This window comes from Pedobacter quisquiliarum, assembly GCF_014642175.1.
Taxonomy (GTDB): domain Bacteria; phylum Bacteroidota; class Bacteroidia; order Sphingobacteriales; family Sphingobacteriaceae; genus Pedobacter; species Pedobacter quisquiliarum.
This window is the reverse complement of record NZ_BMIL01000006.1, coordinates 29,143-54,922: the sequence shown is the minus strand read 5'-3', so window position 1 is coordinate 54,922 and position 25,780 is coordinate 29,143. Positions and strand designations below refer to the sequence as shown.

Genomic DNA, 25,780 nt, shown 5'->3' with positions numbered 1-25,780 from the left:
AGATCGGTTATGCTGGGATACCCTTATTGGATATCGCCGTATGCTTTTAGTATTCGTTTTACAAGTTTGTGTCGGACCACATCCTCTCCCGTCAGGTAGATGATATCAATGCCTGGTATGTCGCCAAGAATACGCAAGGCATTGTGGAGACCAGACATTTGCTTTTTGGGTAAATCAATCTGGGTAACGTCACCCGTTACGATGAATTTCGCTGTAGGGCCCATACGGGTCAGGAACATCTTCAATTGAAGGTCCGTAGAGTTCTGCGCTTCATCAAGAATCACAAAGCAATTGTCTAAGGTCCTGCCGCGCATGAATGCCAGTGGTGCGATTTCAATGGTGCGGTTTTCAAGGTACAGGCGAAGCTTGTCCGGTGGGATCATGTCATCTAGCGCATCATACAGCGGACGAAGGTAAGGATCCACCTTTTCCTTCAGGTCACCTGGAAGAAAGCCCAGGCTCTCTCCTGCCTCTACAGCCGGACGTGTAAGAATGATCCGCTTGACCTCCTTGTTCTTCAGTGCACGGACGGCAAGCGCAACAGCGGTGTAGGTTTTACCCGTTCCTGCAGGGCCAATGGCAAACAGCACATCATTCTTCACGATGCTATCTACCATGCGCCGCTGATTAGCGGTTCTGGCTTTGATCATCAACCCACTATTGCCAAAAACAATAACTTCGCCGGTGCCAACAGCAGGTTTGTCGGATGCCGGAGAATTGTCATTTTCCACGGGTCGGCTGATCAGCAAAATGGACTCCACATCGCCCGGAGTTAAGGAACGATATCGATCAAGATGTGCAACAAGCTGGTTGAATTTGTTTTCGAAATTCTGGAGTTCTTTCTCATCGCCAAGCACCTTTATATCAGTACCTCTGGCAACAATTTTAAGCTTGGGAAATGCAAGCTTTATAAGTTCATAATGTTCATTATTGGTACCCCAGAATTGTGCGGGATCTACAGATTCTAATGTCAGTTTTTTTTCGTTCAAAATATTGTTTTTTAAGATAGACGTCTATACTTTGATTTAAAAATTGAATATTTGTAGGCCTTTTACCACATAGGCAAGATTAAGCATAAATATTCAAATTTTAATGGCCATTATCACTTTAACAACGGATCTAGGTTCCAAAGATTTCTACCAGGCCGCCCTTAAAGGCAGTATCCTGAGCATCATGCCTACCGCGAATATTGTTGATGTGACCCATGAAGTACCTTCCTTCAACATCTCTTATGCAGCCTTTGTTTTAAAGAATGTTTATCCATATTTCCCCAAAGGAACGGTACATTTAATAGGTATAGATTCCGTGTTTAATGAGGGTTCAAAATACGTTGCATTGAAGCACCAGGACCACTATTTTGTGGGTGCAGATAATGGCATATTTTCCCTTCTATTTGATCAGGAACCGGATGAAGTTGTTGAGTTAAACATCATGCAGGATTTAAAATACCTGCACTTCCCGCTCGTGGACATATTTGTAAAAGCGGCCATACATCTTGCCAAAGGCGGCCGGTTGCGCGACATCGGCGTGCCTGCAGATAGCATCGAAGAACGCATGCTTTTACATCCGGTGATTGAAAAAGACATTATCCGAGGAAGCGTAATCTACATAGACACTTTCTGTAATGTGATCACGAACATTACAAAGGAGCTTTTTACCAGAATCCAGCGTAACCGCGACTTCACCCTGTACTTCAGAAAGAGCGAAACCATCAGTCAATTGAGCTGGCATTATAATGAAGTACCCGAAGGCGAAAAACTATGTCTTTTTGGCATCAGTAATCATCTGGAGATTGCCATTAACAAAGGGAAAGCCAGTGGATTGCTTGGATTGCACCTTAATGACATCGTCCGCGTCGAATTTCACTAACAAAATGCATAAGGCATAGTGTTTGATATTATGCCTAACATGATTAAAAACTTTCTTTTTGTATGCTTGATGTGCCTTTCTTTCGCAGTGAAAGCACAAGTGGACACGAATTCTTACCAAACACAACGATTCAAGATTAACGCCTTATTACAGGAAAGAAGCGCAAGGTTTGGTCAGTACGATCAAAGCCTCAATCAACGCACTGGGATTTTTGGATTTCAGACCAAAAAAGACATTAAAAACTCCAATGAGATCCTTCGTCAGATTGTGCTTAATGACAACAACATCTTCAAGGAACTTAAAGTCTTATTAGAATATAAAGACCTGCAAGTGCAGCAGGTTCAGAGTAACGCAAAAGCGAGTAGTGAGCGTATCAGCGCGTATATGGCGGCGATCAAAAAGCTGCAGGATCAAAACGAGCTTCTTAGGAAGCAGCTTAATGCGCAGGAAAAGGAATCTGGGAATACCTCCTTTTACGTCATCCTGTTACTCGCGGGATTGCTCGTTGCAGCAGGATACATTATATATACCAAGATGGCATTACTCAAAAAAATAAGGAACGCTTAGGCGTTCCTTATTTTTTACCGGATCTATTTGCTGAAATGTTCGATGATCAAGTTGGCAAGTTCGGTACCAATCCGCTCTTGTGCTTCGTTTGTAGAGGCGCCAATATGCGGGGTTAGTGATATCTTTGGATGTTGCAGAATAGCAGCTTGTGGTGTAGGTTCATTGTCAAAGACATCTAATCCTGCGAAACCAACCTGACCAGCCTCTAAAGCCTCAATTAAAGCGGCTTCATCGATCGTTCCACCTCTGGAACAATTCACAATACCAACACCGTGTTTCATCTTCGCAAATTCAGCCGCGCCTAATATCGGTTGCGCTGCAAAAGGTGTGTGCAAGGTGATGAAATCACTATGTTGAATCACATCATCGAAAGTCACCGTCTCAACAGGAATGTCAACAGATATATCCCCCTGGAAGTCCAGCTTTATGTTCACAGCAAATGGGTGTAAGTCGTACGCAAGTACTTTCATGCCCAGACGAAGTGCAATTGTTGCAGCCTCACGGCCGATTCTGCCGAAGCCGATTACCCCTAAGGTTTTCCCTTTAAGTTCAATGCCAGGTGCGTAAGCTTTCTTAAGCTTATTGAAGGCAGTTGCACCTTCTGCAGGCATTTTGCGGTTTGCGTCCTGCAAGAAACGTACACCTGTAAATAGGTGTGCGAAGACCAGTTCTGCAACAGATAGCGAAGAAGCAGCTGGCGTGTTCACTACCGCTACGCCCTTACTGCGCGCATATTCAACATCAATGTTATCCATTCCAACACCCCCGCGGCCAATAAGCCTCAGGTTTGGACAAGCATCAATCACATCCTGTCTAACTTTAGTCGCACTTCTTACGGTAATCGCATCGTACTGCTGAAGTGCTTCAATCAATTTATCCTGAGGAACAGTCTCTGTATCTACAACGTATCCGGCTTGTTCCAGTAAAGCTTTACCGGTTGGGTCAATCCCATCATTCGCAAGTATTCTAATCATTATTATTGGTTTGGATGTTTTTCTGCAAAGGTTTGCATTAAATCTATTAGGTGGTGTACACTGGTAATTGGCAGCGCGTTATAAATTGAAGCACGGAAACCGCCGACACTTCTATGTCCTTTCAGACCTTCTACCCCATTCTCCTCTACGAATTTCAGGAAGGGTTTTTCCAGCTCCGGATTATTCATCACGAAGCAAATATTCATTCTGGAACGGTCCTCTACGCTACAAGTGCCTTTGAACAAGTGATTACGATCAATCTCTGTATACAATGCCTGTGCTTTAGCAATGTTCTCTTTCTCAATTTCCGCAACGCCGCCTTTAGACTTCAACCATCTCAGGTTCAGCATGGCAACGTAGATTGAAAATACCGGAGGCGTATTGTACAAGGAACCAGCGTCAATATGAACTTTATAATCCAACATAGATGGTATCTTACGGCCGCTTTTACCCAGTATATCGTCTTTAACCACGACTACAGTTACGCCTGCCGGGCCAATGTTCTTTTGCGCACCAGCGTAGATCAATCCGAACTTGGAAACATCAATCTGGCGGCTTAGAATGTCTGAAGACATATCACATACAATCGGAACATTCGTTTCCGGCATAGCAAACATTTCTGTTCCATAAATCGTGTTGTTTGAGGTGCAGTGGAAATATGCACTATCTTCAGGAATCTGGAAGTCTTTCGGTACGAAAGTATAGTTCTCCGATTTAGATGAAGCGACGATATTCGACTTACCAAATGTAGCAACTTCTTTAATGGCTTTTGATGCCCAGACACCAGTATCCAGATAGCTTGCTGATTGTCCTTCAGGTAACAAGTTCATTGGTACCATGGCAAACTGCAGACTTGCCCCACCTTGTAAGAAAAGCACAGAATATCCTTCAGGAACATTTAACAGTTCTTTTACCAAACGTGTGGCCTCCTCGATGACAGCCTCAAACTCCGTCGTTCTATGCGATATCTCCAGAATTGATAAGCCATCTTTAAAATCAAGTACTGCCTGTGAAGCCTGTTTAAAGACTTCCTGTGGTAAGATGCAGGGTCCTGCGCCAAAATTATGTCTCATTATGTATATCAGTTTGTAAGGATGTAAATATAGTATTTAGTAAACTAGCATGCCGGATATTAGATATTTACCGAACCAGTAGACACGCTCTTCAGGTCGGAAATCATCTTAGAAGGTGACTCAGCGGCAAACACGGCACTACCAGCGACAAAGGCGTTTGCTCCGGCTTCAGCGAGCAGCCCGATGTTCTGTAGGCCCACCCCGCCATCAACCTCAATAATCAGGTCCGGGTGGATGGTCATGGCCAATGCTCTCAATGCACTCACTTTCTTATAGGTATTCTGGATAAAGCGCTGTCCTCCAAAACCTGGATTTACAGACATGATCAGCACCATATCCAGATCCACAAGGATATCCGTAAGCACTGAGATAGGCGTGTGCGGGTTAAGCGCTACGCCTGCCTTACAGCCCGTAGCCTTGATGGCCTGCACCGTACGATGCAGGTGCACGCAAGCCTCGTAATGCACCGTGATAATGTCTGCCCCAGCCTTCGCGAACTGTTCTATGTACTGATCCGGGTTCACAATCATCAGGTGAACGTCTAGCGGCTTGGTGGCATGTCGTTTAACCGCTTCCAGCACCGGAAAGCCGTAAGATATATTTGGCACGAAAACGCCATCCATCACATCTACGTGAAACCAGTCTGCTTCGCTGGCGTTGATCATTTCCGTATCTCGTTGTAAGTTGGCAAAATCTGCAGACAGAATAGATGGTGCAATGACGTGTTTCATGCTGGTAAATATAAATAAATAAACTTTTTGGATAATAAAAAACCCCGCAATTGCGGGGTTTCATATGTCAGTTCAAAAACATGTTACTCGAACTTATTTTTTCTCTGCTGTTTCTGGTTTCGGTGGACGAGGCATTAACGCTTTCTTAGAAAGCTTCATTTTGCCTTGTTTATCAACGTCAAGCAACTTCACAGTTACTTTATCACCTTCTTTAAGCACACCGTCCATAGTTTCTAGACGCTCCCAGGCAATCTCAGAAATATGTAGTAAACCATCTTTACCTGGCATGATCTCAACGAAAGCACCAAATGGCATGATAGATTTCACTTTACCTTCGTAAGTAGCACCAATTTCTGGTTTAGCAGCGATCGCATTGATGCGACCTACAGCAGCATCAATTGCAGCTTTATTATCCGCGAAGATCTCAACGATACCTTTGTTACCAACCTCTTCGATAGAGATCGAAGCGCCAGTTTCACGTTGCATCTCCTGAATGATTTTACCACCTGGCCCGATTACCGCGCCGATGAATTCTTTATCAATGGTCAGTGAAACGATACGAGGCGCATGCGCTTTGTAATCTTCACGTGGTGCAGAAATCGTTTTCTTCATCTCATCTAAGATGTGTAAACGAGCTTCTTTAGCCTGGTTTAAAGCATTTGTTAATACTTCCCATCTCAAGCCATTGATCTTTAAGTCCATCTGACAAGCAACAATACCTTTTTCAGTACCAGTTACTTTAAAGTCCATGTCTCCCAAGTGATCTTCATCACCAAGAATATCTGAAAGGATCGCGTATTTACCAGTTTTCTCATCGGTAATTAAGCCCATCGCAATACCAGATACTGGTGCTTTGATTTTAATACCAGCATCCATAAGTGCCAATGTACCAGCACAAACAGTAGCCATAGATGAAGAACCATTTGATTCAAGAATATCAGAAACGATACGGATGGTATACGGGTTTTCTTCTAATCCAGGTAATACCTTTTTCAAAGAACGCATAGCCAGGTTACCGTGACCAATTTCACGACGACCAGCACCTCTGTTCGGGCGAACCTCACCAGTAGAGAAACCAGGGAAGTTGTAGTGCAATAAGAATTTATTGTAGCCATTCACAAAAGCACCATCAATCATCTGCTCGTCGTCTTTAGAACCTAAAGTAACAGTAGTTAATGATTGGGTTTCACCGCGGGTAAATACGGCAGAACCGTGCGCTGCTGGTAAGTAACCAACTTCGCTCCAAATCGGGCGAACGGTACGTACATCACGACCATCTAAACGGATTCCTTCGTCAAGAACCAGGTTACGGATGGCATCATATTGTACATCATGGAAATATTTCTTAGAAAGGAAGCCAGTAACATCATCAATGTCTTCGCCTAAAGTAGCGATGAAGTCCATCAAGATCTCACCAAACTTGTTACCACGTTCGTGTTTCGAAGTTCCGCTTTTTGCAATTGCATATACTTTGTCATAAGTAGCAGCATAAACTTTTTCCTTAAGTTCAGGGTTGCTATCTTCATGAGAGTAAGTACGCTTAACAGTTTTGCCAACCGCTTCAGCAAGTTCTTTCTGAACTCTAACCTGAATAACGATCGCTTTGTGCGCGAACTCAATAGCTTCCACCATTTCGGCTTCAGAAATCTCATCTGCTTCACCTTCCACCATTACGATGTCGTTCTCGGTACCTGCAACAAGGAATTCCATCGTTGCACGCTCAAGATCGCTTAGGTAAGGATTGATCACCAGTTGTCCGTCGATTTTAGCAACGCGAACTTCTGAAATCGGACCGTTAAAAGGAATGTCAGATACGGCAATCGCAGCAGAAGCTGCTAAACCAGCAAGACAGTCCGGCGTTATATTTTTATCTGCAGAGATCAACGAGATCATCACTTGAGTATCAGAGTGATAATCTTCAGGGAACATCGGGCGCAATGCACGGTCAACCAGACGTGAGATTAAAACCTCGTAGTCAGACAACCTGGCCTCACGGCGTAAAAAGCCTCCTGGAATACGTCCAGCTGCAGCATATTTTTCTTGGTAATCAACAGATAATGGTAAGAAGTCGACGCCGTGTTTAGCACCTACAGTAGAAACTACAGTAGCAAGCAACATTGTGTCGCCCATTTTAACAACAACAGCTCCGTCAGCTTGTTTAGCTAACTTTCCTGTTTCAATTTCGATTGTTCTTCCATCGCCCAGATCGAACGATTTTGTTATTACATTCATTTAAAAAGTGTTATGGTGTGTTTCCTCTTTAATGTCACACCGGATTTATGTATGGTATTATAATTTCAAATTAAAAAAGCCATTCCTGAAGAATGGCTTTTCTTGATATGATTACTCTTACTTAATGATATCTCTCAGCCCTAAAGCTTTGATAATAGCACGATAGCGAGCAATATCTTTCTTAAACAGATAAGCCAAAATTCCGCGGCGTTTACCTACTAATTTCTGCAATGATAACTGCGTAGAAAAATCCTTACGGTTTTTCTTTAAGTGTTCTGTCAAATGCGCAATACGGTAAGTGAATAATGCTACTTGACCTTCAGCAGAACCAGTGTTGGTTGCTACTTCGCCGTGTTGTTTAAAGATGTCGGCTTTTACTTCTTTACTTAAATACATTCTTGAATGTTACTAAAGTGTTTATTTTTTAATTAATTAGCGACAAAGATACGTATGTTTTATTTATTAACAAGTACAACATCGGGTATAAATCTACATAATTGGCATAATATTAATATGTATTCTACTTTTGCAGCCTTACATACCTACAATGGAAAAAACGGAATACAGCATCTTCGAAACACAGCTTACAGTTAGACCAGATGATATCGACATGTTTCAGCATGTTCACAACAGCAAATACTTCGACTATGTACTTGCAGCAAGGTACGAACAAATGGAGAAGTTCTACAAAATGCCTATGGAAGATTTCCTGAAAAGCGGCTATGGTTGGGTCGTGCGTACAGCAATGGTTGACTTCAAACGGCCCCTGCTGCTGGGCGATGTACTTAAAATCAGAACAGGAATCCTCACCATCAACGAAAAAGGCTGCAGGGTACAATTCGAGATTGAGGCCGTCCGGACAGGCAAGATTGCTTCTGATGGCTATTTCGATTACGTATTAATCGATACCAACACGGGCAGAGGATGTAAAGTAAGCGCCGATATGATTAAAGCCTACAGCATCTAAAAGCCACCATCCCATGATTTGTTAAATCCCTCAATTATGAAATATTTAATTAAATCTCTTGTAGCAGCGGCAGTGGTCTCGGCTATCTTAACAGGCACAAAGAGCCTTGCTCAAACCTCAGGGCAAATCTTAAACTATGAAAATGAGCCGAAGAACATCGTTAAGCTTAACGCCGCTGCACTGCTGCTGAAGACCTTCTCCGTCCAGTATGAGCGTTCAATAAGCAAGAAAACTTCAATTGCACTTGGTTTTAGGGCAACGCCGAAGTCAGGGTTACCTTTCAAATCAACAGTCGAGTCTCTTATCAATGACGATGACACCTGGCGCAACGTTCGCAATCTCGAAAGCGGCAGCTTTGCCATCACGCCAGAGTTCCGGTATTACCTGGGTAAACAACCACTCAGCGGCTTCTATCTCGCACCTTTTGTACGGTACAGCCACTATACTGCTGAGATGCCTTTTATATACGACATCACTGACCCAACAACCAACAGCGTAGTTGCTCAGGACGTCATACCACTTACAGGAAGCATGAATACCTATACCGCCGGTATCATGATCGGCTCGCAATGGCAGCTCTCGAAAAAGTTCTATTTTGACTGGTGGATCCTTGGTCCAAACTTCGGGGCTTCCAAAGGGAAGATCGATGGTACTAAAAACCTCAGTACGTTTGAACAGGAGGATCTACGTGAACAGCTGGCCGATTTAGATATTCCGCTTACCGACTACAAATATGAAGTAACGGACACCGGCGCTAAGCTAGATTTTGATGGCGGCTGGGCTGGCGTACGTGCCGGTTTATGTATTGGGTTCAGGCTTTAACTGAACCCAAATTTCCTATCCTATGGTTTCGCGAACCAGCTTTGTATAAAAATCATTCAGTTTCATACCCATGGCAGCCACCTGCTGTGGGATGAAGCTTGTCGCAGTTTGCCCTGGGATGGTGTTCACCTCAATAAAGTAGAAGTCCTCTTCAGCACCAGACAAGATGAAGTCTATCCTAACTACGCCTCGGCAGTTCAGCACCAGATAGACATGCTTCACGATTTCCGCTACGCGATCGCGGGTGACAGTACTCAGATTTGCTGGCGTCGTTTCCTTTGCCATGCCTGGGGTGTACTTGGCTTCGAAGTCGAAGAACTCCTTCCCTGTTTCCACTTCCGTGATCGGCAGCACCGTAATCTTACCGTCCAGCTTCACCACACCAACAGAAAACTCGCGACCAGAAATAAACTCTTCAATAAGCACCTGACTGTCCTCTTTAAAAGCCTTATCAATAGCATCCTTAAGATCGAACGGGTGTGTAACCTTGCTCATCCCGATGCTACTGCCGCCATTATTCGGCTTGATAAACAAAGGTAGCTTCAAGGTAGATTTTATCGTATCTAAACTATAAGGTGTATGATTAAACAACTGGACAGATTTCGCAACGTTTAGTTGATCAATGTTCTGAACGATGGCTTTGGTGTAGCCCTTGTTCATGGAAATTGCCGAAGTCAGCGCGTCACAAGTGGTATATGGAATACCCAACATATCGAAATAGCCCTGCAGCTTACCATCCTCGCCCGGAGATCCATGGATCGCGATATAGACGCCGTCAAACATCACCCTGCGACCTTTAACCATGATTGAAAAATCATTACGATCCACTTCAATCTTTACAGAATCGGCAGGCTCATAAAACCATCCTTGCTGGGTAAGCATGATCTTGTAGACATCAAATTTGTCTGCATCCAGGTGATGCGCAATCGTTGCTGCACTCTTTACGGACACTACCCATTCACCGGTCGTACCTCCGGTAAGCAATGCTATGGTTTTTTTCATGGCCAAATATAAATAAGTACCCCTAAATGATTTTAATTCCTATAAAATATTTTTTTAGTCTATTTTTGACCAGTTTCCATGTACATCTACAAACAGAAATGAGCAAATTCATAGCCTATCTTAAAACCAAATCTTTCCGAAATAACCTTCTTGCAGCAGTCGTAACCGTAGCGGTGCTGCTGTCCATTGCTTTCTTCAGTTTGCGGTATTACACTAAACATGGTCAGGGCTTAAGCGTACCCGCACTTAAAGGATTGTCTTTTACACAGGCGGTAACCAAGCTCGAAGCTGCTGGTTTAAGGTATGAAGTAGACTCTGTTTACATCATGGACAAGCCACCGGGGATTGTTATTGACCAGGATCCGGATGCAGAGACTTTCGTGAAAGACAACAGAACCATTTACCTTACGATTAACAAAGGCTCTGCTCCTGACGTGAAGTTTCCAGATATCGAGTTCAAGTCCATCCGTGAGGTTCAGCCACTACTAGAAGGTTATGGTCTGAAAATTGGTGACACCACGTATAAGGCAGACGTTAGTCGCGATGTTGTATTAAGTGCCTCATTTGGCGGACAGGAGATTAAGGCCGGGCAAACCCTTCCTAAGGGATCCAGAATTGACCTTGTATTGGGTGATGGCCGCGGAAACGAAGATGTGGAGATTCCAACACTGCTTGGCCTAACGATAGACGAGGCACGTTTTGCACTTAGAGGGTCTATGCTCGCATTGGGTACGGTAACGTATGAAGGCGCAGTAACGGATACCGCAAATGCAGTAATCATCATGCAAACGCCAGTCGTGACAGATTCGGTAAGTAAAGTAAAAATCGGAACGCCGGTAAACATTGTTTTATCTAACCAATCGTTCTAGAGACCATTTTTCAAGTATGCAAAACGAAAAGAAAACCCTTTCTACCAGGAAAATCATCATAGCAGTCGTGCTCCTCATTGCCATTGTAGGCGCTGTAGTGGGTCTGCAATTTTACAAGACCTACTTCGCAGGAAACGTTACGGACAACGAGAAGTTCTTGTATGTGCGTACCGGTGCTGGAATGGAAGAACTGCTAAAGGAAGTTGAGCAAAAGAAGATCTTAAATGACGTAGGTGCTTTCCAGAAAGCGGCATTAAAGATGGAACTCTATACCAAGTTGAAGCCAGGAAAGTATAGCCTGAAAAAGGGCATGAACAACCGAAGCCTGATCAACATGATTAAGGCCGGCAATCAGGAACCGGTTAAGCTGAAGTTCCAGGGCTTACGCAAAAAAGAGAACTTCGCAGGATACCTTTCCAGACAACTGGAGCCGGACTCGCTTACTTTCATTACCTATCTGGATTCTACAAGTGTGTTCGAAAAATATGGCTTCAATAAAGAGAACTTCTACACCATGTTTATTCCAAACACCTATGAGATGTACTGGAATACCGCTGCACCAGATTTCCTGGAAAGAATGCACCAGGAGTACAGCAAGTTCTGGTCGCAGGCACGCAAAGACAAGGCCGCGGCATTGAAACTTACGCCTATTCAGGTGACCATTTTGGCGTCCATCGTTGATGGTGAAGCTTTATACGATAAAGAAATGCCAACCATTGCCGGCTTATATTTAAATCGTCTTTCAAAGGGCATCAGATTGCAAGCAGATCCAACAGTGATTTATGCCAATGGCGATTTTACAGTAAAACGTGTAACAGGACCATTATTGCGTGTAGAGTCACCATACAACACCTATAAATATAGCGGCCTGCCTCCGGGTCCAATCATGATGCCGAGCATCGCTGCAATTGATGCAGTATTAAACAAGGAGAACCATGATTACATTTTCATGTGCGCCAAGGAGGATTTCTCCGGTTACCACAACTTTGCAAAGACCCGTGCAGAACATGAGGTAAATGCGGACAAATACAGGGCAGCACTAAACGCAAGAAAGATTTTCAGATAAGCAATGTACACACACAGCACAAAAATAAGAGTCAGATACAGTGAAACCGATCAAATGGGCTATGTCTACAATGGTAACTACGCACAATATTATGAAATTGGACGTGTGGAGATGCTTAGAAGTCTGGGCATGACTTACCAGGAAATGGAAAATGATGGCGTTATGATGCCCTTATTGGAGCTTAACAGCAAGTTTATCAAGCCAGCGTTCTACGATCAGGAGCTCACCATCAAAACGACTGTTGATGAGAAGCCGGGCATCAGAATCAAGTTTATCTATGAGATTTTCAATGAAGCTGAGGAGCTCATCAATATCGGAAAAACCACACTTGTGTTTTTTGATATGGAGAAGAAAAAGCCATGTCTACCTCCACCCGCTTTCGTAGAACGAATGATCAAGTTTTTTTAGCAATTTGTATAGATGGAATGGGTACATAAGCAACTCTTACGAATACGTATCTATCATCTGTTTATAGAATGGACGAAGGTATACGTATTACCAGGTTTCAGCCCGCTTCCGGTATACACCATTGCTGCTTTTTTCATCAAAGAGATCTCTAAAGATTCGCTGATTGATCGCGCATCTTCCCTCGCCTATAATTTCATGCTGGCGATATTCCCGGCAATCATTTTCCTGTTCACCCTGATTCCCTTTTTGCCTGATGGCTTTCAAAATCAGCTGATGTCGCTCATTGCGCTGATCTTACCAACTAAAGCTTTCGAAGCGTTCCAGAGTACAATAGAAGAGATCGTAAAGATTCAGAATGGTAAATTATTGTCCCTGGGTTTCGTACTATCACTCATCTTCGCCACAAACGGTGTGCATTACCTGATGGTTGCATTTAACAAGTCTTCCCTGATCATAGAAACCCGTTCCTGGCTCAAGCAGCGCATCATCGCAATTGTGCTTACGCTGATCATTGCCTTCTCCGTAATCATCTGCATAGGGGCGATGACGGTCGGTGAAATTGCGTTGACCTACATCAAAACAGAACTTCATATCAAAGGTAACCTCACCTATTATGCCATACAACTCACCCGATGGGCACTATTGGGTATTCTGTATTTCGTGACAATATCCATCTTATACCGCTATGGTCCCGCAAATGCGAAAAAGTGGAAGTTCTTCAGCCCCGGTTCATTCCTTGCAACCATTCTTGCTTTCCTCACAATATGGGGATTCTCCTTTTACATCAATCAATTTGGTTCATACAATAAAATCTACGGTTCTATCGGAACCTTACTGGTGATTATGATCTGGTTATACCTGAATTCTTTGATCCTCTTGCTGGGTTTTGAGCTAAACGCGAGTATAGATCTTACAAAAAGAAGCGTAAAAATCATCAAACCAAACTTCAACACGTTTAAAAAACACGTTGAAATCGAGAATAAACTGCATAAATAAAATTTATTCCTCCTCATTCTAAGTGCCTTAGCGGCATTTCAGAAAAAAAAGCATGCCCCTATTTGCAGTTCCGGCCGGAGTTTGTACTTTTGTCGCGGAGAGTTGGCAGAGTGGTCGATTGCGGCAGTCTTGAAAACTGTTGACTGTTACAGGTCCGCGGGTTCGAATCCCCCACTCTCCGCATAAGAACTAAAGCCCCGATTTGGGGCTTTTTTCGTTTAAGGGCTATCTCGAACAATGTTTGGGTCAAGTCAAAAAGTTGTGGACTAGGTCTTATATTTTTAGCTTTGGTGGTTTAGATTTCTAACTTCATGCAGGACGGATACCACACCTTAGTAAGCTTACTACTTCCAGAAACCAAAGTTTATGAAGCACACCGCTGGCTAAACGAAGCGGATGAAATAGTTACCGCCGAAACTATCCGCAACAAGTTCCAGGGAAAGACTGAGAAACCTCGAAATCTGATCAAGATATTTAAAGAACATAACAAGAAAGTGGAAGCCTTATTGGGTAAAGAGTTTAGCAAGGGTACTCTATGCCGGTATCAAACTTCACTAAAGCACACGCAAGATTATTTAAAGTGGAAGTATAATCTTACGGATATAATACTCCCCTAAATCAGGACCATTTGTTTAGTTAGAAAATCCTTAACTTAACTAAAGAGATGAGCAAGCAAACCCGGCGTAAATTCACGTCTGGATTTAAAGCCAAAGTGGCTTTGGAAACCATTAAGAATCAGGAAACTTTAGCCGAATTAGGCAAGAAGTTCGATGTCAGTCCAATCGTTATTTCCAAGTGGAAGTCGGAGCTTTTAGATAAGCTGCCTGGTATTTTTGATCGTCCAGGATCTGCCTCTGATGAGAGTGAAACAGTCGATACGGAGAAGCTTTACGCGCAGATCGGGCAGCTGAAAGTGGAGAATGACTTTTTAAAAAAAGTCTCAGCCAAAATGGGGAAATGAGGCAGCGTGCGGAATATATCCGTCCAGGCTGGCGGCATTTATCTGTCCGCAGGCAATGTGATCTACTCACAGTCAGCAGAAGTAATTTGTATTACCGCCCCGTAGAAGAAAAGCCAGAAAATGTAAAAATGATGACCCTGATGGACAAGCACCTGATCAGGCACCCTACCGAGGGTGTAGTCTCTATGGTTTATTATTTGAAAGAACGTGGGTATCCCATTGGCCCCAAACGGATCCGGAGGTTGTTTAAGCTCATGGGCAGGGAGACCATCTATCGCCGAAAAAACCTGACCAAAGCAGGATTACGTGAGTTCATCAAGCCGTATCTGCTTCGAGGACTGCAGATCACACATGCCAATCAGGTATGGTGTACCGATATCACCTACATTCCTATGGCAAGAGGCTTTATGTATCTGACGGCCATTATAGATGTGTATAGCCGAAAAATCATGGGTTGGGGAATAAGCTGGTAGTCTTGAAGCGAGATGGTGCAAACAGGTACTGGAAGATGCGATTAAAAGGCATGGAAAACCCGGCATTGTAAACTCCGACCAAGGCTCGCAGTACAGGACCCAGTTCTTGGATAAACAGCAGATCCTAATATCTATGGACGGCAAAGGAAGAGCAACAGATAACATCTGGATCGAACGGTTCTGGAAGTCCATCAAGTACGATTACATCTACCTAAACCCTTGCGATAATGGTACCGATCTGCTGGAAGGGGTAGCCGAGTACATCAATTACTATCACACCAAAACCCACCATACCACCAAACAAACACCCAACAACCGGTACAAAGAATCTGTAGCCCAAAAAGCCGCATAAAACATGAAAATTAACACTCAAATATTAACTTAGATAACCAGACTTTTGGTCTCGAAAATGGGGAGTATTATATTAGCATGCATAAGATAAGACAGATACTTTTATTCCTTGAACGCGGTGTTTCCCAGCGCGCCATAGAAAAGGAAGTCAAGATTACCAGAAAGACAATTGCCATATACCTTGGCAAGTTCCTGCAAACAGGGATTAGTTTCAGTGAGCTGCTTAAGCAGTCTGATCAGCAGCTCGAGCAGTTGTTAGGCCTGCTTAAGACAATCGTACCGGGGGCAGCCAGAAATGGTTGCCCTTTTCTATTTACAGACATGTGGTTCATTAACGATCTACTTTTCCCATCCTTTTCACGATTACTTTCCCGCTAATCACCACATGTAACATTCGATGTAACAATAGTTTACGCGCCATTATCAATCAAGCGATTATCTCATACTTTCGCTCAATTAAAAAACCATTTATAAACATGAAAAAACACTTCATTAACGCTTTTGTCGCATTAGGTATGCTTGCGACATTAAGCTCCTGCGCAAAAGAAGAACAGACGGATCTTAAGCCAGTAAAGACGATGGCACACCCACTAGACCCAGGAAACTACGGTTACTACCAAGTCGTTACAGATGAGAACTACTTCTACAATGATTCCGTAAGTACTTTCGCCCGTCCGACCGCAAATTATCTGAAGATGAAGCCCCTATCCCTGGAGAAATATAAAAATGGATCTCTACTGGATTCAGTGTGTAATCAGGATCTCGCCTTACACTTCGAAGGCAAAGCACTAAAAACACATCCCAAATCAGCATTATGGGGGGCAAAGCCGTATGTAGAAAACGAACATCCACCTTTGCTGACTTTAAATAGTACCAACCCAATTATCACAATTAAAATGTCAAAAATGCTAACTGGATTTGGACTCGAATTGAATTCGTATTATCAAGAATTAAACAAAAGGGTTGGGATTAATATAAGTCTTTGGAATTCCAAGTTAAACAAGATGGTGGAACATAGCGGTGGTACCCGATATCTACAGTCTCTAAGCTTTGAAGTGATTCCTTATGGTCTACCTGGCGGTGCCAGATTGGACGGCCTCAACGGTAAAGAAGAATTCGATGAAGTGAGGATAAGATTTGAATACAATCCAAACCAACCTCCCCCACCTATCGGTCCTTTCGAGGTATATGTTACCGGATTTAGGTATGTATTAGCAAAGTAAGACGTAAACAATTATCAAAAGCCCCTCCGAAACGAGGGACTTTTGTATTTAGAACGCTTTATAATAATCCGTATTGAAAGTACGGACACGACAATCAATTTTAATCCCCCTTTAATCTGCGTCTCTTACCTTGCTCGAGATTTATGACTCACCGTTGAGTACTGGTGTTACCTTAGCGGGTGCCTGGATGGGCCACCCGCTATTTTTACAATCAATTCACCTCATAGTCGTAAACTGCTCTCCCGATCTGCCCATCGCCATTAATGCCCTCAACAACCAGCCTGAACTTACCCGCATACCCCGGATTCACGTACTCGAAAACAGCTTCACCTTCCGCCGAACTCACGATATTCGGATTCCAGTACAAGACTGTTCGCTTATCCTGAATTGAACCTCGAAGCTGTTCAGCCTGCTTAACCTGGCACTGCTGTGGGGGCTGAAAGCCAGTCCTTGAAAAAGACAAGATACCATCTGACATCCCGTTTGGTGAAGACGAAGAATGGTCCCGGCCGCGCTTCATCGTGATCACTAGCACACCACCCATTCCATTTATCCCGTATAATGCTGCAGAAGCACCTTTTAGTACTTCAATACTTTGAACATCATTCGGATTAATATCATCTATATTATAGCTTTCCTGGTTCAACATCGTACCATCTACAACAAGCAACATGGGCGGCGGTGGCGATAACATCTGCCCTTCTTCCGGGATTTCCCTGGAGTATACTTTCCCTTGATATATCTTCAAACCATTTACACGATTAATCAAATACGTGGAAATGTCATGCGTCGCCTGGAGATCTTTTGCAAGTATTACCACGTCTGCTTTGCCCGGCCCGTTAAGATTGGCGGAGCTGGTAACAGCATTGGTCTTGTTTCCTTTAACCTGAACTTGTTGTAATTCTATTGCCTTGCCATCATTAGACTTCAAGCCCGCTTGCTCCCCAATTGCACCTTCAGAAACCTTTGAGCGCGGAAAAGAAGCTTGTCCTTGTGCATCTAAAAAGCTATTTTTTAATGTACCAAGAAAAACCTTTGCACCGTTCACAGGTGAGGAGACAAGAAAGTTTACCGTACCGTAGAATTCAGGTTCTCCAAAAGCAAAGCGCCCTACGCTGTCTGTTTTTGTGGTATAAACGCGTTTTTCCTGGCCATCCTGAACCAGAACCACCTCCCCTGCAATCATTGGCTTACCGTTGCCTAACAGCACGCGACCACTGATCCAAGGTTCATCGAGAACCGGCTGAGGCAATCCACGGGAAAGCTTATCCATCCATGAAAATCGCTTCAGTCGTTTCCCTTTCAACAGCTCCTGCAGCTTATCCTCCGACAGTTTACCCGGCAAATCCAGGAAATATTCATTTGGCTGTTCTGGAACATCGCTCAGATCACTTGTCAACAACAATTCAGAGAAGATGGTACTTTCATCACCTTCATCAGTTGGGAATGCATCCACATTGTAAACCGAAACGGCCAGACTGCTTACATCTGCCAGCCCGGCTGCATTCCGCACATTCAGCTTAACATTCAAAGGCTCCTGCGTTTTATATCGATCTTTCACATCGGCCGTTATGTTTAAGAATGCCTGATGATTACAAAATGTGAGTTGCTCAGCAACTGCGATATCATGTTCATCAAAGACGGTAAACTGAACCACCCCGGTATAGAATGACGACTTTGGAACATGGAGTTGAATGTTGGTCGCCACGCGAGGGAGCCGCTTGATATACCGGGTAACACCATCCTGTGCAGCAAGGATCGTTATCGTACCGGCCGACGCCGTACCCGTATAACGGATTTTTAGCTGAATGCTATCTTCCAAGGATACTGTCTCAAGTTCATAACCCTTAGCAGATCGCTCTGCGCCATTGTTACCAAACCTGACGGTTGAACCAGAACTCGCTACCTTATGCTTTATGGCTTTATCCGTAGCACCTTTAACAAGTATTGTTCTTCGAAAATGATGCGCTGCTCCATATTCGTTCATCCCACCTGTAAAGGCCTGGAGCGTATACGCACCAGCATCAAGGATAGTTGGTAAAGGGAGGTATCCACTCGAAAGTCCTACCTGCACTTTCGTTTTAACTTGTTGCACTAAAGCTCCGGACGGTCCGACTAACATTACGTTTAAAGTCTTAGATGCAGGGGAAGGTAAGTTACTGCTGGACTCAATAACGTAGGATTTGAACCACAAAGTGTCGCCTGCGCTGTAAAAAGGTTGATTGGTTTGCATGTGAATCTTTTCTAAGGGATGTGCCGCAATCATTGCTTTTAAGTCCTTCAGTTTAGAAACCAGATTTCCTTGCCCAAAGGCAACGGTCCCGCTCATCATCAACAGGGAGAAAAACAAGGGTAAAGTCAGCATCAGCTGATTGTATTTGAGCGCTAATCGTAATTTCATCATACAGAAAATAAACTTACTTGAATTATTTGACTGGTTTGTTTATCATATTGATTGTCATTAGCTTTAAAGAAAAAAATTATGATAAAGTCGCTCTTAATACTTTTCGTTTCCTTTATATCCCTTAGCGCTGCACCAGTAAAGGAAGTCACTAAAATACTTCACACCCCTTCTTCCCGGGTTGCCACCTGTAAAGGCGCAAGCGCATGCAAAGCCTGTAAAAACTGCAAGTACTGTAAACATTGCAAAAAAGATGGTGGCACTTGCGGCGTTTGTAAATAAACCGGCATTGCAGCTTAGGACAACGCTATAAAAACTGGCTTTTCGCTAACTTCTACATCAATCTTTCCACCTGTTACAACTAATTGGCTTGCAGTTGGGGTTTCGCCATCTTCATTAAGCGTGTACCTTGTCACCTTAGTGGAAGGTATCTTCAATGCATAGGTTACCTTTTGATTGCGCTCTGTACCGTAATACAAGCTGTATACGACCGCATCCTTGTGCTGCCATTTATCTACCAGCGGATTTACACTCAGCTGCGCGATCCAGACATAGTCCTTCAAAAAGGAATTCGTCTGTATCAGATACATCGCCGATGGTCTCAGCACCAGCTGTCGATCCGGCCCCTCGCTGGTGATCCCAGAAGAACTGAACTGCCAGCCATCAATGGCACCATCATCTGTCCAGGTAAAAAAGAAATTTCTAAACAGCCCATGCTTGGCATAGAATAAAGCGGTTCGTAAAATGAGCACCCCTTGCCAAACATACGGCGTCAGTTCACTCTCTTTTGGCGGTTCAGCCCTTAAAGGACTATTCTTGCTGATGTCGTAACCACTTTCTCCAACCACCAACTTTTTATTTCCCAGATGAAGGGCATTTACTTCATGAAACTTCTTCAACTGCGCAGGCACTTCACTTTGTTCAATGCACATCCCCCGGCTCTCCTTTTCGGAATGTTGGCCGGCACCATTACTTGCGTAACAATGGAAAGAATAATAACCATCTAAAGGAATGTCAACTGTACCATCCGCGTGGTGCCCCCTGATCCTGGCACATTCCTCAACAAACGACATGAGGAAATCAGGCGAGGTGGAAGCAAGTCCCGCATTGGTTACCTGCATTGTCGGATCTGCGGTTTTGATGCCCACGTTCTTACCCAGCTTTCCTTTGTGACCGTCGTAGACGGCCGACTGCAAGTAAGCGAACTGACGCCCCAATAGATTGGCGTCTTCACCTTCCCACCACTTGTCCAGTTCATTACCAATCTCCATCAGCTGAATCAGATCCAGGCCCACAAGCTTTTCAGATTTGCTTTCATACCAAGGCTGCGAATCATCTGCTTCAATTAGCGCCAGATCAATATGCTTATTCCGACCATACCTGGCTGCGAATTGAAAGGCAATTTTGCCCAGCTCCAGATAACTCGAAACATCATCCTTATCCGTACTATATGGTCTCGTGTAACTGTCTTTCCTTTTATCTTCAGGCCATGTGTTAACCACATACGGCGGCGATCCCTGCAGGCAAATGTTTGCGAATATGCCATCAGCTTTGAACCGGGAAAATAAGCCGTCCAGATCAAAGCCTCTCCAGTTGTGTTTAAACCTGTATTTACCCCGCTCCTGCACCAGTTCCTTCGCATCAAGATATATCCTGCAGGAACCCAGCCCTTTCAGCACCTGATAAGACCTTTCCGAAAATGCATCCGCTTTATGCAAACTCTTGTTGAAGCTCCAGCTCCAGGAGAATCCATTTACTCCAGTTTGATTGCCGAACGGATACCGTACCAGTTTTGGAAATTTGGTTTTTACCGGCTGATGATCCCCAAACAATTTGATATAGGTTGGCTTACATTGTTCTGATGCTGTAAAGCTAATCTTCTTGAGTGCAAGCGGAACTGGCAGATCAAAAACGATTTCCGTGTTGTACCCTTGACCTTTGAATTGGTAGATGAGCAACTCCGATCCATCATGTTTTGTTCCAACGATGAAGAAGGGCATGCCTTCAAACGATCCTTTGCCGTCTCCCAGCCTGATCTGCTTTAGCAACACTTGCTGGTCCTTTGGAAACAGGTAATGATTGGTGTAGCGTTTATACAGCTGTCCCCAGACCTCCACCGGGTTGTATTCGGACTTGGTAAACAAAGAGAAGTCGGCACCAGAAACCGCTGAATTCTCCTGATAGAAGTTGTTCGGGTCCATCGGAATCTGATTTTCGAGCCATTTACCATCAAAGGGTGGTTCCGGAAAAAACGGACCTAATCGGCGGCTGATCAGCTCAAAAGTCCTTGTAGCTAAAGCAGTACTCGCGGCACCTAAGACAGCCATTGCCAATCCTGTTGGCGAAATACCTTTACGTATTATCATGGGTGATTTAAGTTGATTTCATCGTCTTAATCGTGAATTTAGTATTTATATGCGCATGCTGTATAGTGATCAGTGAAATAAATGAGATGCAACTGCCTCGGGTCAAACGCAGACCAAACGCACAGCACACGCACACGAGACGCACACCAGACCCAGACAAAATGTGCGTTTCCTGTGCGTTTGACCTGTATCTGCAATGCGTGATGATCTACATCGATCCGCTGAAAGTCAGGAACTTAGCCTGAACACTCTTTCTCCGTTTTTCTCAATCAATTGTGTAGCAGTTTGTGATGCTAAAGCTGTGATACTCTTCGCATTTTCGTGTTCATAATTAAACGATAAAAAACAAAAAATTATTTAACAAGCGTATCTCATTTAAACCTTATGAAAAAAATCCTAAACGCCTCGAAAATCGCGTTAGTTCTACTAACAGTAACCTTTATGGGCTGTAAAGAAGAACTGTATGACAGCCAAATGGAAACCAAGCCAACAGCGGAAGTGGTAGAGCCTGAGAAGGCAACCAACAATGCTCCTGCCGTTAAATGGTATGATGATGTGTCACCTGTGACATTACCTGAAGCCCTGAACACACCGCTTGATCCTGCATTAAAACGTGGAAACAAAGTACCTACAATTGTTATTCTTGGATCAGCAACTGCAGAAGGTGTTGGTGCAAGCGTGAAAAGCAACCGTTGGGTTGAGCTGATGAAAGCTAAACTTAAAGCGGATAAAAAAGATGTTTCGATCATCAACCTTGGCGTGCGTACGTACACTTCTTACCACATCATGCCTAATGGTAACAAAGTGACCAACAGACCGTATGCGCATCAGGATAATAACATCACCAAAGCGCTTTCAAAAAAGCCTTTTCTAGTGATTATACAACTTACAACCAACGACATCAGCAATGGTTACATGGATGAAGAAACTTTCAAAAACTATGAAGTGATCAGAAAGAAATTGGTTGACGCAAATGTTGCCTACATCTTCGCTGGTCCTCAGCCAAGAAACTTTGACACCAAATCTCAAAGAAACAGACTGTACGAGTTTAACAAAAAACTTAATGCATGGGATCAGACGCACGTTGTAGACATCCTAAGAAAATTAAGTCAGCAAGACTACAGGATCAAAAAGGCTTTTGCTTACAAAGATGGCAGAAACATCAATGATAAAGGTCATGCAGTAGTTAACGGATACATGTTCAACGCACCAGTATTCAAACAGCTATTAGGCTACAAATAAGAAAAGCCTTAAACATAAAACGCCCTTGCATTCATGTGATGCAAGGGCGTTTTTGTTTTATACATTATTCGTCTAGTGGGAATCTTTATCTTCTGTGCATAAACCAACAATTTCGTGGAAGGTATCATGAACGGATACGAGTGCCGTATTGATCTTTTCGTTCTTCGCTTTCTTAAGTACAATCTTGTTTAACGCAGCCGTTTTCGTCTTAAGCTGTTTTAAGGCTGTGCGGATTGCAGGTTTATCAAATTGCGCAGGTACAACAGATTTTCCCAGGGAAGCGGCTTTATCAACGAGTTCACCGCTGCGTTGTTTAACCGGGTCAAAGTCACCTTCTTCTGCAGGATGGAATGTCGCAGACATTACGGTATGGAACTCAGCGAGTGCCGGCCATGCAGCGAACTTATCCTGGGCATTTGATTTAACAGCCAAAAGGCTGACGAAAAGCGTAACAAGCAAACAGATCTTTTTCATAATACTTCTTGTGGATAGCCGGAATTGGCTACCGTTCCGAAGTTAATTATTTTTTGAACTTGCTCAAATATGCTGCTGCGCTTTTAAGTTCCTGCTTAAAGGTGGTGTCTACTTTCTGTATCTTAAGCTTTTCAGCTTCGAAGTAAGCGATCGCTTCTTCGTTCGATTTCCCGGTCACATCCGGCTCAAATTCATGCATCCAGGTATTCATGGCTTCTTCAGCAACATTCAGCCGGTCACGGACAATTATGATGCTATCCTTCTCCACCAGCGTGTCTATCTTTGGATTTTGTGCCTTAACAGCAGCCATGTTCTTTAGCATTTCACTCAATCGCAGCTGCTGATCAACAACTTTGCCCTGATCGGCCATCACGACATCATGAACTTTGATCACTTCATCCCTGCTGGCCTTGTAGTCTGCCTGTTGCTTGCATGACGCGAAAGCGAGTACAAGCATAGAAATTCCTGCTATTTTCTTCATCTATCTTAAGCTTACTTTCTTAATTCAGCCCACCTCAGATACGTAGCACCCCAGGAGAATCCGGCGCCGAAAGCGGTTAAAATCATATTGTCGCCAGCTTTGAAATCATTTTTGTAGTCCCATAAACAAAGGGGAATGGTCGCAGCGGTGGTATTACCATATCGCTGTATGTTCACCTTCACCTGTTCAGCAGTCAAGCCTAGCTTTTCACCAACGGCGTTGATGATGCGTAAGTTAGCCTGGTGCGGGATTAGCCATTTGATCTCATCTACACGCAGTTCATTGCGACCCAATAAGGTGGTGCAGGTATCACTCATACCTTCAATGGCGGCCTTGAAAACGACCTTACCATTCTGGCTGATGTAGTTTAGCTTATTATTTACGGTGTCTATGGTTGAAGGGGTCTGAGAACCGCCGGCAAGAACAATAAGGTGTTCACGACCGGTTCCGTCTGTTTTGAAAACATTATCAATGATCCCGACATCTTCGGTGGTTTGCTCCAGCAACACTGCTCCAGCGCCATCGCCAAAGAGGATACAGGTATTGCGGTCTTCATAATTGATGATGCTACTGTTTTTGTCGGCACCCACTACAATCACATTTTTGTAGCGGCCACTTTCCACAAGACTCGCACCCAACGTTAGCGCATATAGAAAGCCACTGCATGCAGCATTGGAGTCTACACCCCAGGCATTAATCAACCCTGCTTTTTCACAAACGACACTTGCAGTAGACACCATGATGTAATCTGGTGTTGATGTTGAAATGATGATGCACTCAACCGCTTCCGGTTTCATGTTCGCACTGGTCAGTAAATCATTAACCGCCATGGTGGCAAGGTCTGAAGTTGCAACGCGGTCATCATTTGCGATGCGGCGTTCTTCAATCCCAGTTCTGGATACAATCCATTCACTGTTTGTATCCACCATTTCTTCTAAAGCTTTATTGGTAAGAACAGTCTCGGGTACGTATCCACCCAAAGCGGTAATAGCGGCATTATATCTAGTCCTCATTAATGTCTCAATTATGTGGCCGCAAAAGTAGGAATATTACAGCTACGTTACATTTTATTTTTATGGTAATGTACCTTTGCCCGGGTATTATAACAATCATCTAACAATACTTTAGCAAATGAGATTTCCATCTGTATGTTCCTTGCTCCTTTTCGCAGCTACAATAGGCGTTCTGAGTTCTTGTAAAGAAGAAAAGAAACTTCCAATCTTTGGAATGCGTGATACCAAAACAGTGACGCTTGCAGATGGAACCACCCAGGTGGATACCGTTTACCAGACTATCCCTGATTTCTCATTTTTAAATCAGGACAGTACCTACATCAACAACGATACTTTTAAGAATAAAGTTTACGTAGCCGATTTCTTCTTCACCTCCTGCCCTAGCATTTGCCCAATCATGCACCGCAACATGAAAAAGGTTTATGAGGAATATAAAGGAAATCCGGAGGTTGGATTTCTGTCGCACACCATCGACTTCAAGTATGATAAGCCAAGTGTATTGAAAAGATATGCAGCAAAGCTTGGTGTTGATGATCAGAAATGGCAATTCGCCTACGGCAGTAAGGAAGAAATATATACGATTGCAGAAAAGAGCTACCTGGTTTCAGTTACCATAGATTCTACCCAAAAAGGCATGTATGTTCACCAGGGTTGGTTGGTATTGGTAGATAAAGATCGTCGCATTAGAGGTGCCTATGATGGAACTGATGCTAAACAAGTAGAGCAGATGGCTAAAGATATTCCGGTTTTACTTGCAGAGTACAAGAAATAATGAAGCGTAAACACCTGTTGCTTTCTATCTTCCTACTGGTGCTCACGGGTATATTTTACTCTTGTAGTCGCGAGGGCGGTACCAGTCTGGAGCAGGACATGTACTATGCCAACGGGCGTGATCTTTATATTCAGCATTGCCAGAACTGTCATGGCGAAAAAGGCGAAGGTCTTGAGAACCTGATCCCGCCGCTTACAGACACCACCTACCTGAAGCAGAACCGGAATAAACTTGCCTGCTACATTAAGAACGGCATGGAAGGTAAAATTTCCGTAGATGGCCGTATGTTCGATGAGAAAATGCCATCGCATGAAGAATTCACGGACATTGATCTTGCGCAACTAATTGTGTTCATCACCAATGCTTACGGTAACAAGCAAGGTATGTATACCACGGCAGAGGCTGCTGCCTACCTTCAGAACTGTAAATAATTAATTTTCGTATGTT

General features: G+C 43.7%; 29 protein-coding genes and 1 tRNA gene. 18 read left to right on the top strand and 12 right to left on the bottom strand.

Going from position 1 to position 25,780, the window contains the following annotated elements; all coding sequences use genetic code 11:
* Window positions 1-23: 23 nt before the first annotated feature.
* Window positions 24-989 carry a PhoH family protein gene (locus tag IEW69_RS09890; protein WP_188626694.1) on the bottom strand — a complete coding sequence of 322 codons (966 nt, stop codon included), beginning with the start codon at window positions 987-989 and terminating at the stop codon, window positions 24-26.
* Between the two features lie 103 nt (window positions 990-1,092).
* On the opposite strand from IEW69_RS09890, the gene IEW69_RS09885 reads away from it, so the two are divergent.
* Both IEW69_RS09885 and IEW69_RS09880 read left to right on the top strand, forming a co-directional pair.
* Window positions 1,093-1,869 carry an SAM hydrolase/SAM-dependent halogenase family protein gene (locus tag IEW69_RS09885; RefSeq protein ID WP_188626693.1) on the top strand — a complete coding sequence of 259 codons (777 nt, stop codon included), beginning with the start codon at window positions 1,093-1,095 and terminating at the stop codon, window positions 1,867-1,869.
* A 39-nt stretch (window positions 1,870-1,908) separates the two neighbouring features.
* A complete protein-coding gene (locus IEW69_RS09880) occupies window positions 1,909-2,436 on the top strand; it encodes a hypothetical protein (RefSeq protein ID WP_188626692.1) in 528 nt (175 codons plus the stop codon).
* 23 nt (window positions 2,437-2,459) lie between these two features.
* Here the strand turns inward: IEW69_RS09880 and IEW69_RS09875 are convergent, their stop codons facing one another.
* From IEW69_RS09875 to rpsO, 5 genes are all read right to left on the bottom strand, one after another.
* Window positions 2,460-3,410 (bottom strand): D-2-hydroxyacid dehydrogenase, encoded by a 951-nt coding sequence (locus IEW69_RS09875; protein WP_188626691.1) that lies wholly within the window; start codon window positions 3,408-3,410, stop codon window positions 2,460-2,462.
* A gap of 2 nt (window positions 3,411-3,412) precedes the next feature.
* Window positions 3,413-4,483 (bottom strand): 3-phosphoserine/phosphohydroxythreonine transaminase, encoded by a 1,071-nt coding sequence (gene serC, locus IEW69_RS09870; protein WP_188626690.1) that lies wholly within the window; start codon window positions 4,481-4,483, stop codon window positions 3,413-3,415.
* 59 nt (window positions 4,484-4,542) lie between these two features.
* A complete protein-coding gene (gene rpe / locus IEW69_RS09865; protein WP_188626689.1) occupies window positions 4,543-5,214 on the bottom strand; it encodes a ribulose-phosphate 3-epimerase in 672 nt (223 codons plus the stop codon).
* 93 nt (window positions 5,215-5,307) lie between these two features.
* Window positions 5,308-7,446, bottom strand: a complete 2,139-nt coding sequence (gene pnp, locus IEW69_RS09860) for a polyribonucleotide nucleotidyltransferase (protein WP_188626688.1) — start codon at window positions 7,444-7,446, stop codon at window positions 5,308-5,310.
* Between the two features lie 117 nt (window positions 7,447-7,563).
* Window positions 7,564-7,842 carry a 30S ribosomal protein S15 gene (gene rpsO, locus IEW69_RS09855; protein WP_188626687.1) on the bottom strand — a complete coding sequence of 93 codons (279 nt, stop codon included), beginning with the start codon at window positions 7,840-7,842 and terminating at the stop codon, window positions 7,564-7,566.
* A 151-nt stretch (window positions 7,843-7,993) separates the two neighbouring features.
* Between rpsO and IEW69_RS09850 the strand changes: the two genes are divergently transcribed.
* The gene (locus tag IEW69_RS09850) at window positions 7,994-8,413 is read left to right on the top strand and encodes an acyl-CoA thioesterase (protein ID WP_188626686.1); all 420 of its coding nucleotides are present in this window, start codon (window positions 7,994-7,996) and stop codon (window positions 8,411-8,413) included.
* Window positions 8,414-8,449: 36 nt separating this feature from the next.
* Window positions 8,450-9,235 (top strand): DUF3575 domain-containing protein, encoded by a 786-nt coding sequence (locus tag IEW69_RS09845; RefSeq protein ID WP_188626685.1) that lies wholly within the window; start codon window positions 8,450-8,452, stop codon window positions 9,233-9,235.
* Window positions 9,236-9,250: 15 nt separating this feature from the next.
* On the opposite strand, the gene IEW69_RS09840 is transcribed toward IEW69_RS09845, so the two are convergent.
* Complete coding sequence (locus IEW69_RS09840) at window positions 9,251-10,237, bottom strand: D-alanine--D-alanine ligase (RefSeq protein ID WP_188626684.1); 987 nt, start codon at window positions 10,235-10,237, stop codon at window positions 9,251-9,253.
* A gap of 98 nt (window positions 10,238-10,335) precedes the next feature.
* Here IEW69_RS09840 and IEW69_RS09835 point away from each other — a divergent pair, with 98 nt between their 5' ends.
* The 11 genes from IEW69_RS09835 (at window position 10,336) to IEW69_RS09785 (ending at window position 16,584) form a co-directional block, all read left to right on the top strand.
* Entirely contained in the window at window positions 10,336-11,106 is a 771-nt protein-coding gene (locus IEW69_RS09835; protein ID WP_188626683.1) for a PASTA domain-containing protein, read from the top strand.
* A 16-nt stretch (window positions 11,107-11,122) separates the two neighbouring features.
* Window positions 11,123-12,172 (top strand): endolytic transglycosylase MltG, encoded by a 1,050-nt coding sequence (gene mltG, locus IEW69_RS09830; protein ID WP_188626682.1) that lies wholly within the window; start codon window positions 11,123-11,125, stop codon window positions 12,170-12,172.
* Window positions 12,173-12,175: 3 nt separating this feature from the next.
* Window positions 12,176-12,580 carry an acyl-CoA thioesterase gene (locus IEW69_RS09825; RefSeq protein ID WP_188626681.1) on the top strand — a complete coding sequence of 135 codons (405 nt, stop codon included), beginning with the start codon at window positions 12,176-12,178 and terminating at the stop codon, window positions 12,578-12,580.
* Window positions 12,581-12,592: 12 nt separating this feature from the next.
* A complete protein-coding gene (locus IEW69_RS09820) occupies window positions 12,593-13,576 on the top strand; it encodes a YihY/virulence factor BrkB family protein (RefSeq protein ID WP_188626680.1) in 984 nt (327 codons plus the stop codon).
* Between the two features lie 96 nt (window positions 13,577-13,672).
* Window positions 13,673-13,757 (top strand) — tRNA-Ser (locus IEW69_RS09815).
* Between the two features lie 130 nt (window positions 13,758-13,887).
* Window positions 13,888-14,193, top strand: a complete 306-nt coding sequence (locus tag IEW69_RS09810) for a hypothetical protein (protein ID WP_188626679.1) — start codon at window positions 13,888-13,890, stop codon at window positions 14,191-14,193.
* Window positions 14,194-14,240: 47 nt separating this feature from the next.
* Window positions 14,241-14,537 (top strand): transposase, encoded by a 297-nt coding sequence (locus IEW69_RS09805; protein ID WP_188626678.1) that lies wholly within the window; start codon window positions 14,241-14,243, stop codon window positions 14,535-14,537.
* A complete protein-coding gene (locus IEW69_RS09800; protein ID WP_188626677.1) occupies window positions 14,534-15,010 on the top strand; it encodes a DDE-type integrase/transposase/recombinase in 477 nt (158 codons plus the stop codon). Before IEW69_RS09805 ends, IEW69_RS09800 begins: the two co-directional genes overlap by 4 nt.
* Window positions 15,011-15,116: 106 nt before the next feature.
* A complete protein-coding gene (locus tag IEW69_RS09795) occupies window positions 15,117-15,362 on the top strand; it encodes an integrase core domain-containing protein (RefSeq protein WP_262890768.1) in 246 nt (81 codons plus the stop codon).
* A gap of 77 nt (window positions 15,363-15,439) precedes the next feature.
* Window positions 15,440-15,739, top strand: a complete 300-nt coding sequence (locus IEW69_RS09790) for a hypothetical protein (RefSeq protein WP_188626675.1) — start codon at window positions 15,440-15,442, stop codon at window positions 15,737-15,739.
* Between the two features lie 98 nt (window positions 15,740-15,837).
* Window positions 15,838-16,584 carry a hypothetical protein gene (locus IEW69_RS09785; RefSeq protein ID WP_188626674.1) on the top strand — a complete coding sequence of 249 codons (747 nt, stop codon included), beginning with the start codon at window positions 15,838-15,840 and terminating at the stop codon, window positions 16,582-16,584.
* A gap of 211 nt (window positions 16,585-16,795) precedes the next feature.
* Here the strand turns inward: IEW69_RS09785 and IEW69_RS09780 are convergent, their stop codons facing one another.
* Both IEW69_RS09780 and IEW69_RS09775 read right to left on the bottom strand, forming a co-directional pair.
* Window positions 16,796-18,988 (bottom strand): TonB-dependent receptor plug domain-containing protein, encoded by a 2,193-nt coding sequence (locus tag IEW69_RS09780; protein ID WP_188626673.1) that lies wholly within the window; start codon window positions 18,986-18,988, stop codon window positions 16,796-16,798.
* A 293-nt stretch (window positions 18,989-19,281) separates the two neighbouring features.
* Window positions 19,282-21,351, bottom strand: a complete 2,070-nt coding sequence (locus IEW69_RS09775; RefSeq protein WP_188626672.1) for a hypothetical protein — start codon at window positions 21,349-21,351, stop codon at window positions 19,282-19,284.
* A gap of 384 nt (window positions 21,352-21,735) precedes the next feature.
* Between IEW69_RS09775 and IEW69_RS09770 the strand changes: the two genes are divergently transcribed.
* The gene (locus tag IEW69_RS09770) at window positions 21,736-22,593 is read left to right on the top strand and encodes an SGNH/GDSL hydrolase family protein (protein ID WP_188626671.1); all 858 of its coding nucleotides are present in this window, start codon (window positions 21,736-21,738) and stop codon (window positions 22,591-22,593) included.
* Window positions 22,594-22,665: 72 nt separating this feature from the next.
* Here IEW69_RS09770 and IEW69_RS09765 read toward each other — a convergent pair whose 3' ends face one another.
* The 3 genes from IEW69_RS09765 to IEW69_RS09755 are packed head-to-tail and all read right to left on the bottom strand — an operon-like array spanning window position 22,666 to window position 24,561.
* A complete protein-coding gene (locus IEW69_RS09765; protein ID WP_188626670.1) occupies window positions 22,666-23,067 on the bottom strand; it encodes a hypothetical protein in 402 nt (133 codons plus the stop codon).
* A gap of 46 nt (window positions 23,068-23,113) precedes the next feature.
* A complete protein-coding gene (locus tag IEW69_RS09760) occupies window positions 23,114-23,548 on the bottom strand; it encodes a hypothetical protein (protein WP_188626669.1) in 435 nt (144 codons plus the stop codon).
* Between the two features lie 11 nt (window positions 23,549-23,559).
* Entirely contained in the window at window positions 23,560-24,561 is a 1,002-nt protein-coding gene (locus IEW69_RS09755) for a beta-ketoacyl-ACP synthase III (RefSeq protein WP_188626668.1), read from the bottom strand.
* A 118-nt stretch (window positions 24,562-24,679) separates the two neighbouring features.
* On the opposite strand from IEW69_RS09755, the gene IEW69_RS09750 reads away from it, so the two are divergent.
* On the top strand, window positions 24,680-25,333 hold the full coding sequence (locus tag IEW69_RS09750; RefSeq protein ID WP_188626667.1) for an SCO family protein: 654 nt from the start codon (window positions 24,680-24,682) through the stop codon (window positions 25,331-25,333).
* Window positions 25,333-25,764 carry a c-type cytochrome gene (locus IEW69_RS09745; RefSeq protein ID WP_188626666.1) on the top strand — a complete coding sequence of 144 codons (432 nt, stop codon included), beginning with the start codon at window positions 25,333-25,335 and terminating at the stop codon, window positions 25,762-25,764. The genes IEW69_RS09750 and IEW69_RS09745 overlap by 1 nt, the downstream gene beginning before the upstream one ends.
* Window positions 25,765-25,780 lie beyond the last annotated feature (16 nt).

Bases quoted from the DNA above. Each gene is read 5' to 3' on its own strand.
- IEW69_RS09885 (WP_188626693.1), top strand. From the start codon at position 1,093: ATGGCCATTATCACTTTAACAACGGATCTAGGTTCCAAAGATTTCTAC.
- IEW69_RS09880 (WP_188626692.1), top strand. From the start codon at position 1,909: ATGATTAAAAACTTTCTTTTTGTATGCTTGATGTGCCTTTCTTTCGCA.
- IEW69_RS09875 (WP_188626691.1), bottom strand. From the start codon at position 3,410: ATGATTAGAATACTTGCGAATGATGGGATTGACCCAACCGGTAAAGCT.
- serC (WP_188626690.1), bottom strand. From the start codon at position 4,483: ATGAGACATAATTTTGGCGCAGGACCCTGCATCTTACCACAGGAAGTC.
- rpe (WP_188626689.1), bottom strand. From the start codon at position 5,214: ATGAAACACGTCATTGCACCATCTATTCTGTCTGCAGATTTTGCCAAC.
- pnp (WP_188626688.1), bottom strand. From the start codon at position 7,446: ATGAATGTAATAACAAAATCGTTCGATCTGGGCGATGGAAGAACAATC.
- rpsO (WP_188626687.1), bottom strand. From the start codon at position 7,842: ATGTATTTAAGTAAAGAAGTAAAAGCCGACATCTTTAAACAACACGGC.
- IEW69_RS09850 (WP_188626686.1), top strand. From the start codon at position 7,994: ATGGAAAAAACGGAATACAGCATCTTCGAAACACAGCTTACAGTTAGA.
- IEW69_RS09845 (WP_188626685.1), top strand. From the start codon at position 8,450: ATGAAATATTTAATTAAATCTCTTGTAGCAGCGGCAGTGGTCTCGGCT.
- IEW69_RS09840 (WP_188626684.1), bottom strand. From the start codon at position 10,237: ATGAAAAAAACCATAGCATTGCTTACCGGAGGTACGACCGGTGAATGG.
- IEW69_RS09835 (WP_188626683.1), top strand. From the start codon at position 10,336: ATGAGCAAATTCATAGCCTATCTTAAAACCAAATCTTTCCGAAATAAC.
- mltG (WP_188626682.1), top strand. From the start codon at position 11,123: ATGCAAAACGAAAAGAAAACCCTTTCTACCAGGAAAATCATCATAGCA.
- IEW69_RS09825 (WP_188626681.1), top strand. From the start codon at position 12,176: ATGTACACACACAGCACAAAAATAAGAGTCAGATACAGTGAAACCGAT.
- IEW69_RS09820 (WP_188626680.1), top strand. From the start codon at position 12,593: ATGGAATGGGTACATAAGCAACTCTTACGAATACGTATCTATCATCTG.
- IEW69_RS09810 (WP_188626679.1), top strand. From the start codon at position 13,888: ATGCAGGACGGATACCACACCTTAGTAAGCTTACTACTTCCAGAAACC.
- IEW69_RS09805 (WP_188626678.1), top strand. From the start codon at position 14,241: ATGAGCAAGCAAACCCGGCGTAAATTCACGTCTGGATTTAAAGCCAAA.
- IEW69_RS09800 (WP_188626677.1), top strand. From the start codon at position 14,534: ATGAGGCAGCGTGCGGAATATATCCGTCCAGGCTGGCGGCATTTATCT.
- IEW69_RS09790 (WP_188626675.1), top strand. From the start codon at position 15,440: ATGCATAAGATAAGACAGATACTTTTATTCCTTGAACGCGGTGTTTCC.
- IEW69_RS09785 (WP_188626674.1), top strand. From the start codon at position 15,838: ATGAAAAAACACTTCATTAACGCTTTTGTCGCATTAGGTATGCTTGCG.
- IEW69_RS09780 (WP_188626673.1), bottom strand. From the start codon at position 18,988: ATGATGAAATTACGATTAGCGCTCAAATACAATCAGCTGATGCTGACT.
- IEW69_RS09775 (WP_188626672.1), bottom strand. From the start codon at position 21,351: ATGATAATACGTAAAGGTATTTCGCCAACAGGATTGGCAATGGCTGTC.
- IEW69_RS09770 (WP_188626671.1), top strand. From the start codon at position 21,736: ATGAAAAAAATCCTAAACGCCTCGAAAATCGCGTTAGTTCTACTAACA.
- IEW69_RS09765 (WP_188626670.1), bottom strand. From the start codon at position 23,067: ATGAAAAAGATCTGTTTGCTTGTTACGCTTTTCGTCAGCCTTTTGGCT.
- IEW69_RS09760 (WP_188626669.1), bottom strand. From the start codon at position 23,548: ATGAAGAAAATAGCAGGAATTTCTATGCTTGTACTCGCTTTCGCGTCA.
- IEW69_RS09755 (WP_188626668.1), bottom strand. From the start codon at position 24,561: ATGAGGACTAGATATAATGCCGCTATTACCGCTTTGGGTGGATACGTA.
- IEW69_RS09750 (WP_188626667.1), top strand. From the start codon at position 24,680: ATGAGATTTCCATCTGTATGTTCCTTGCTCCTTTTCGCAGCTACAATA.
- IEW69_RS09745 (WP_188626666.1), top strand. From the start codon at position 25,333: ATGAAGCGTAAACACCTGTTGCTTTCTATCTTCCTACTGGTGCTCACG.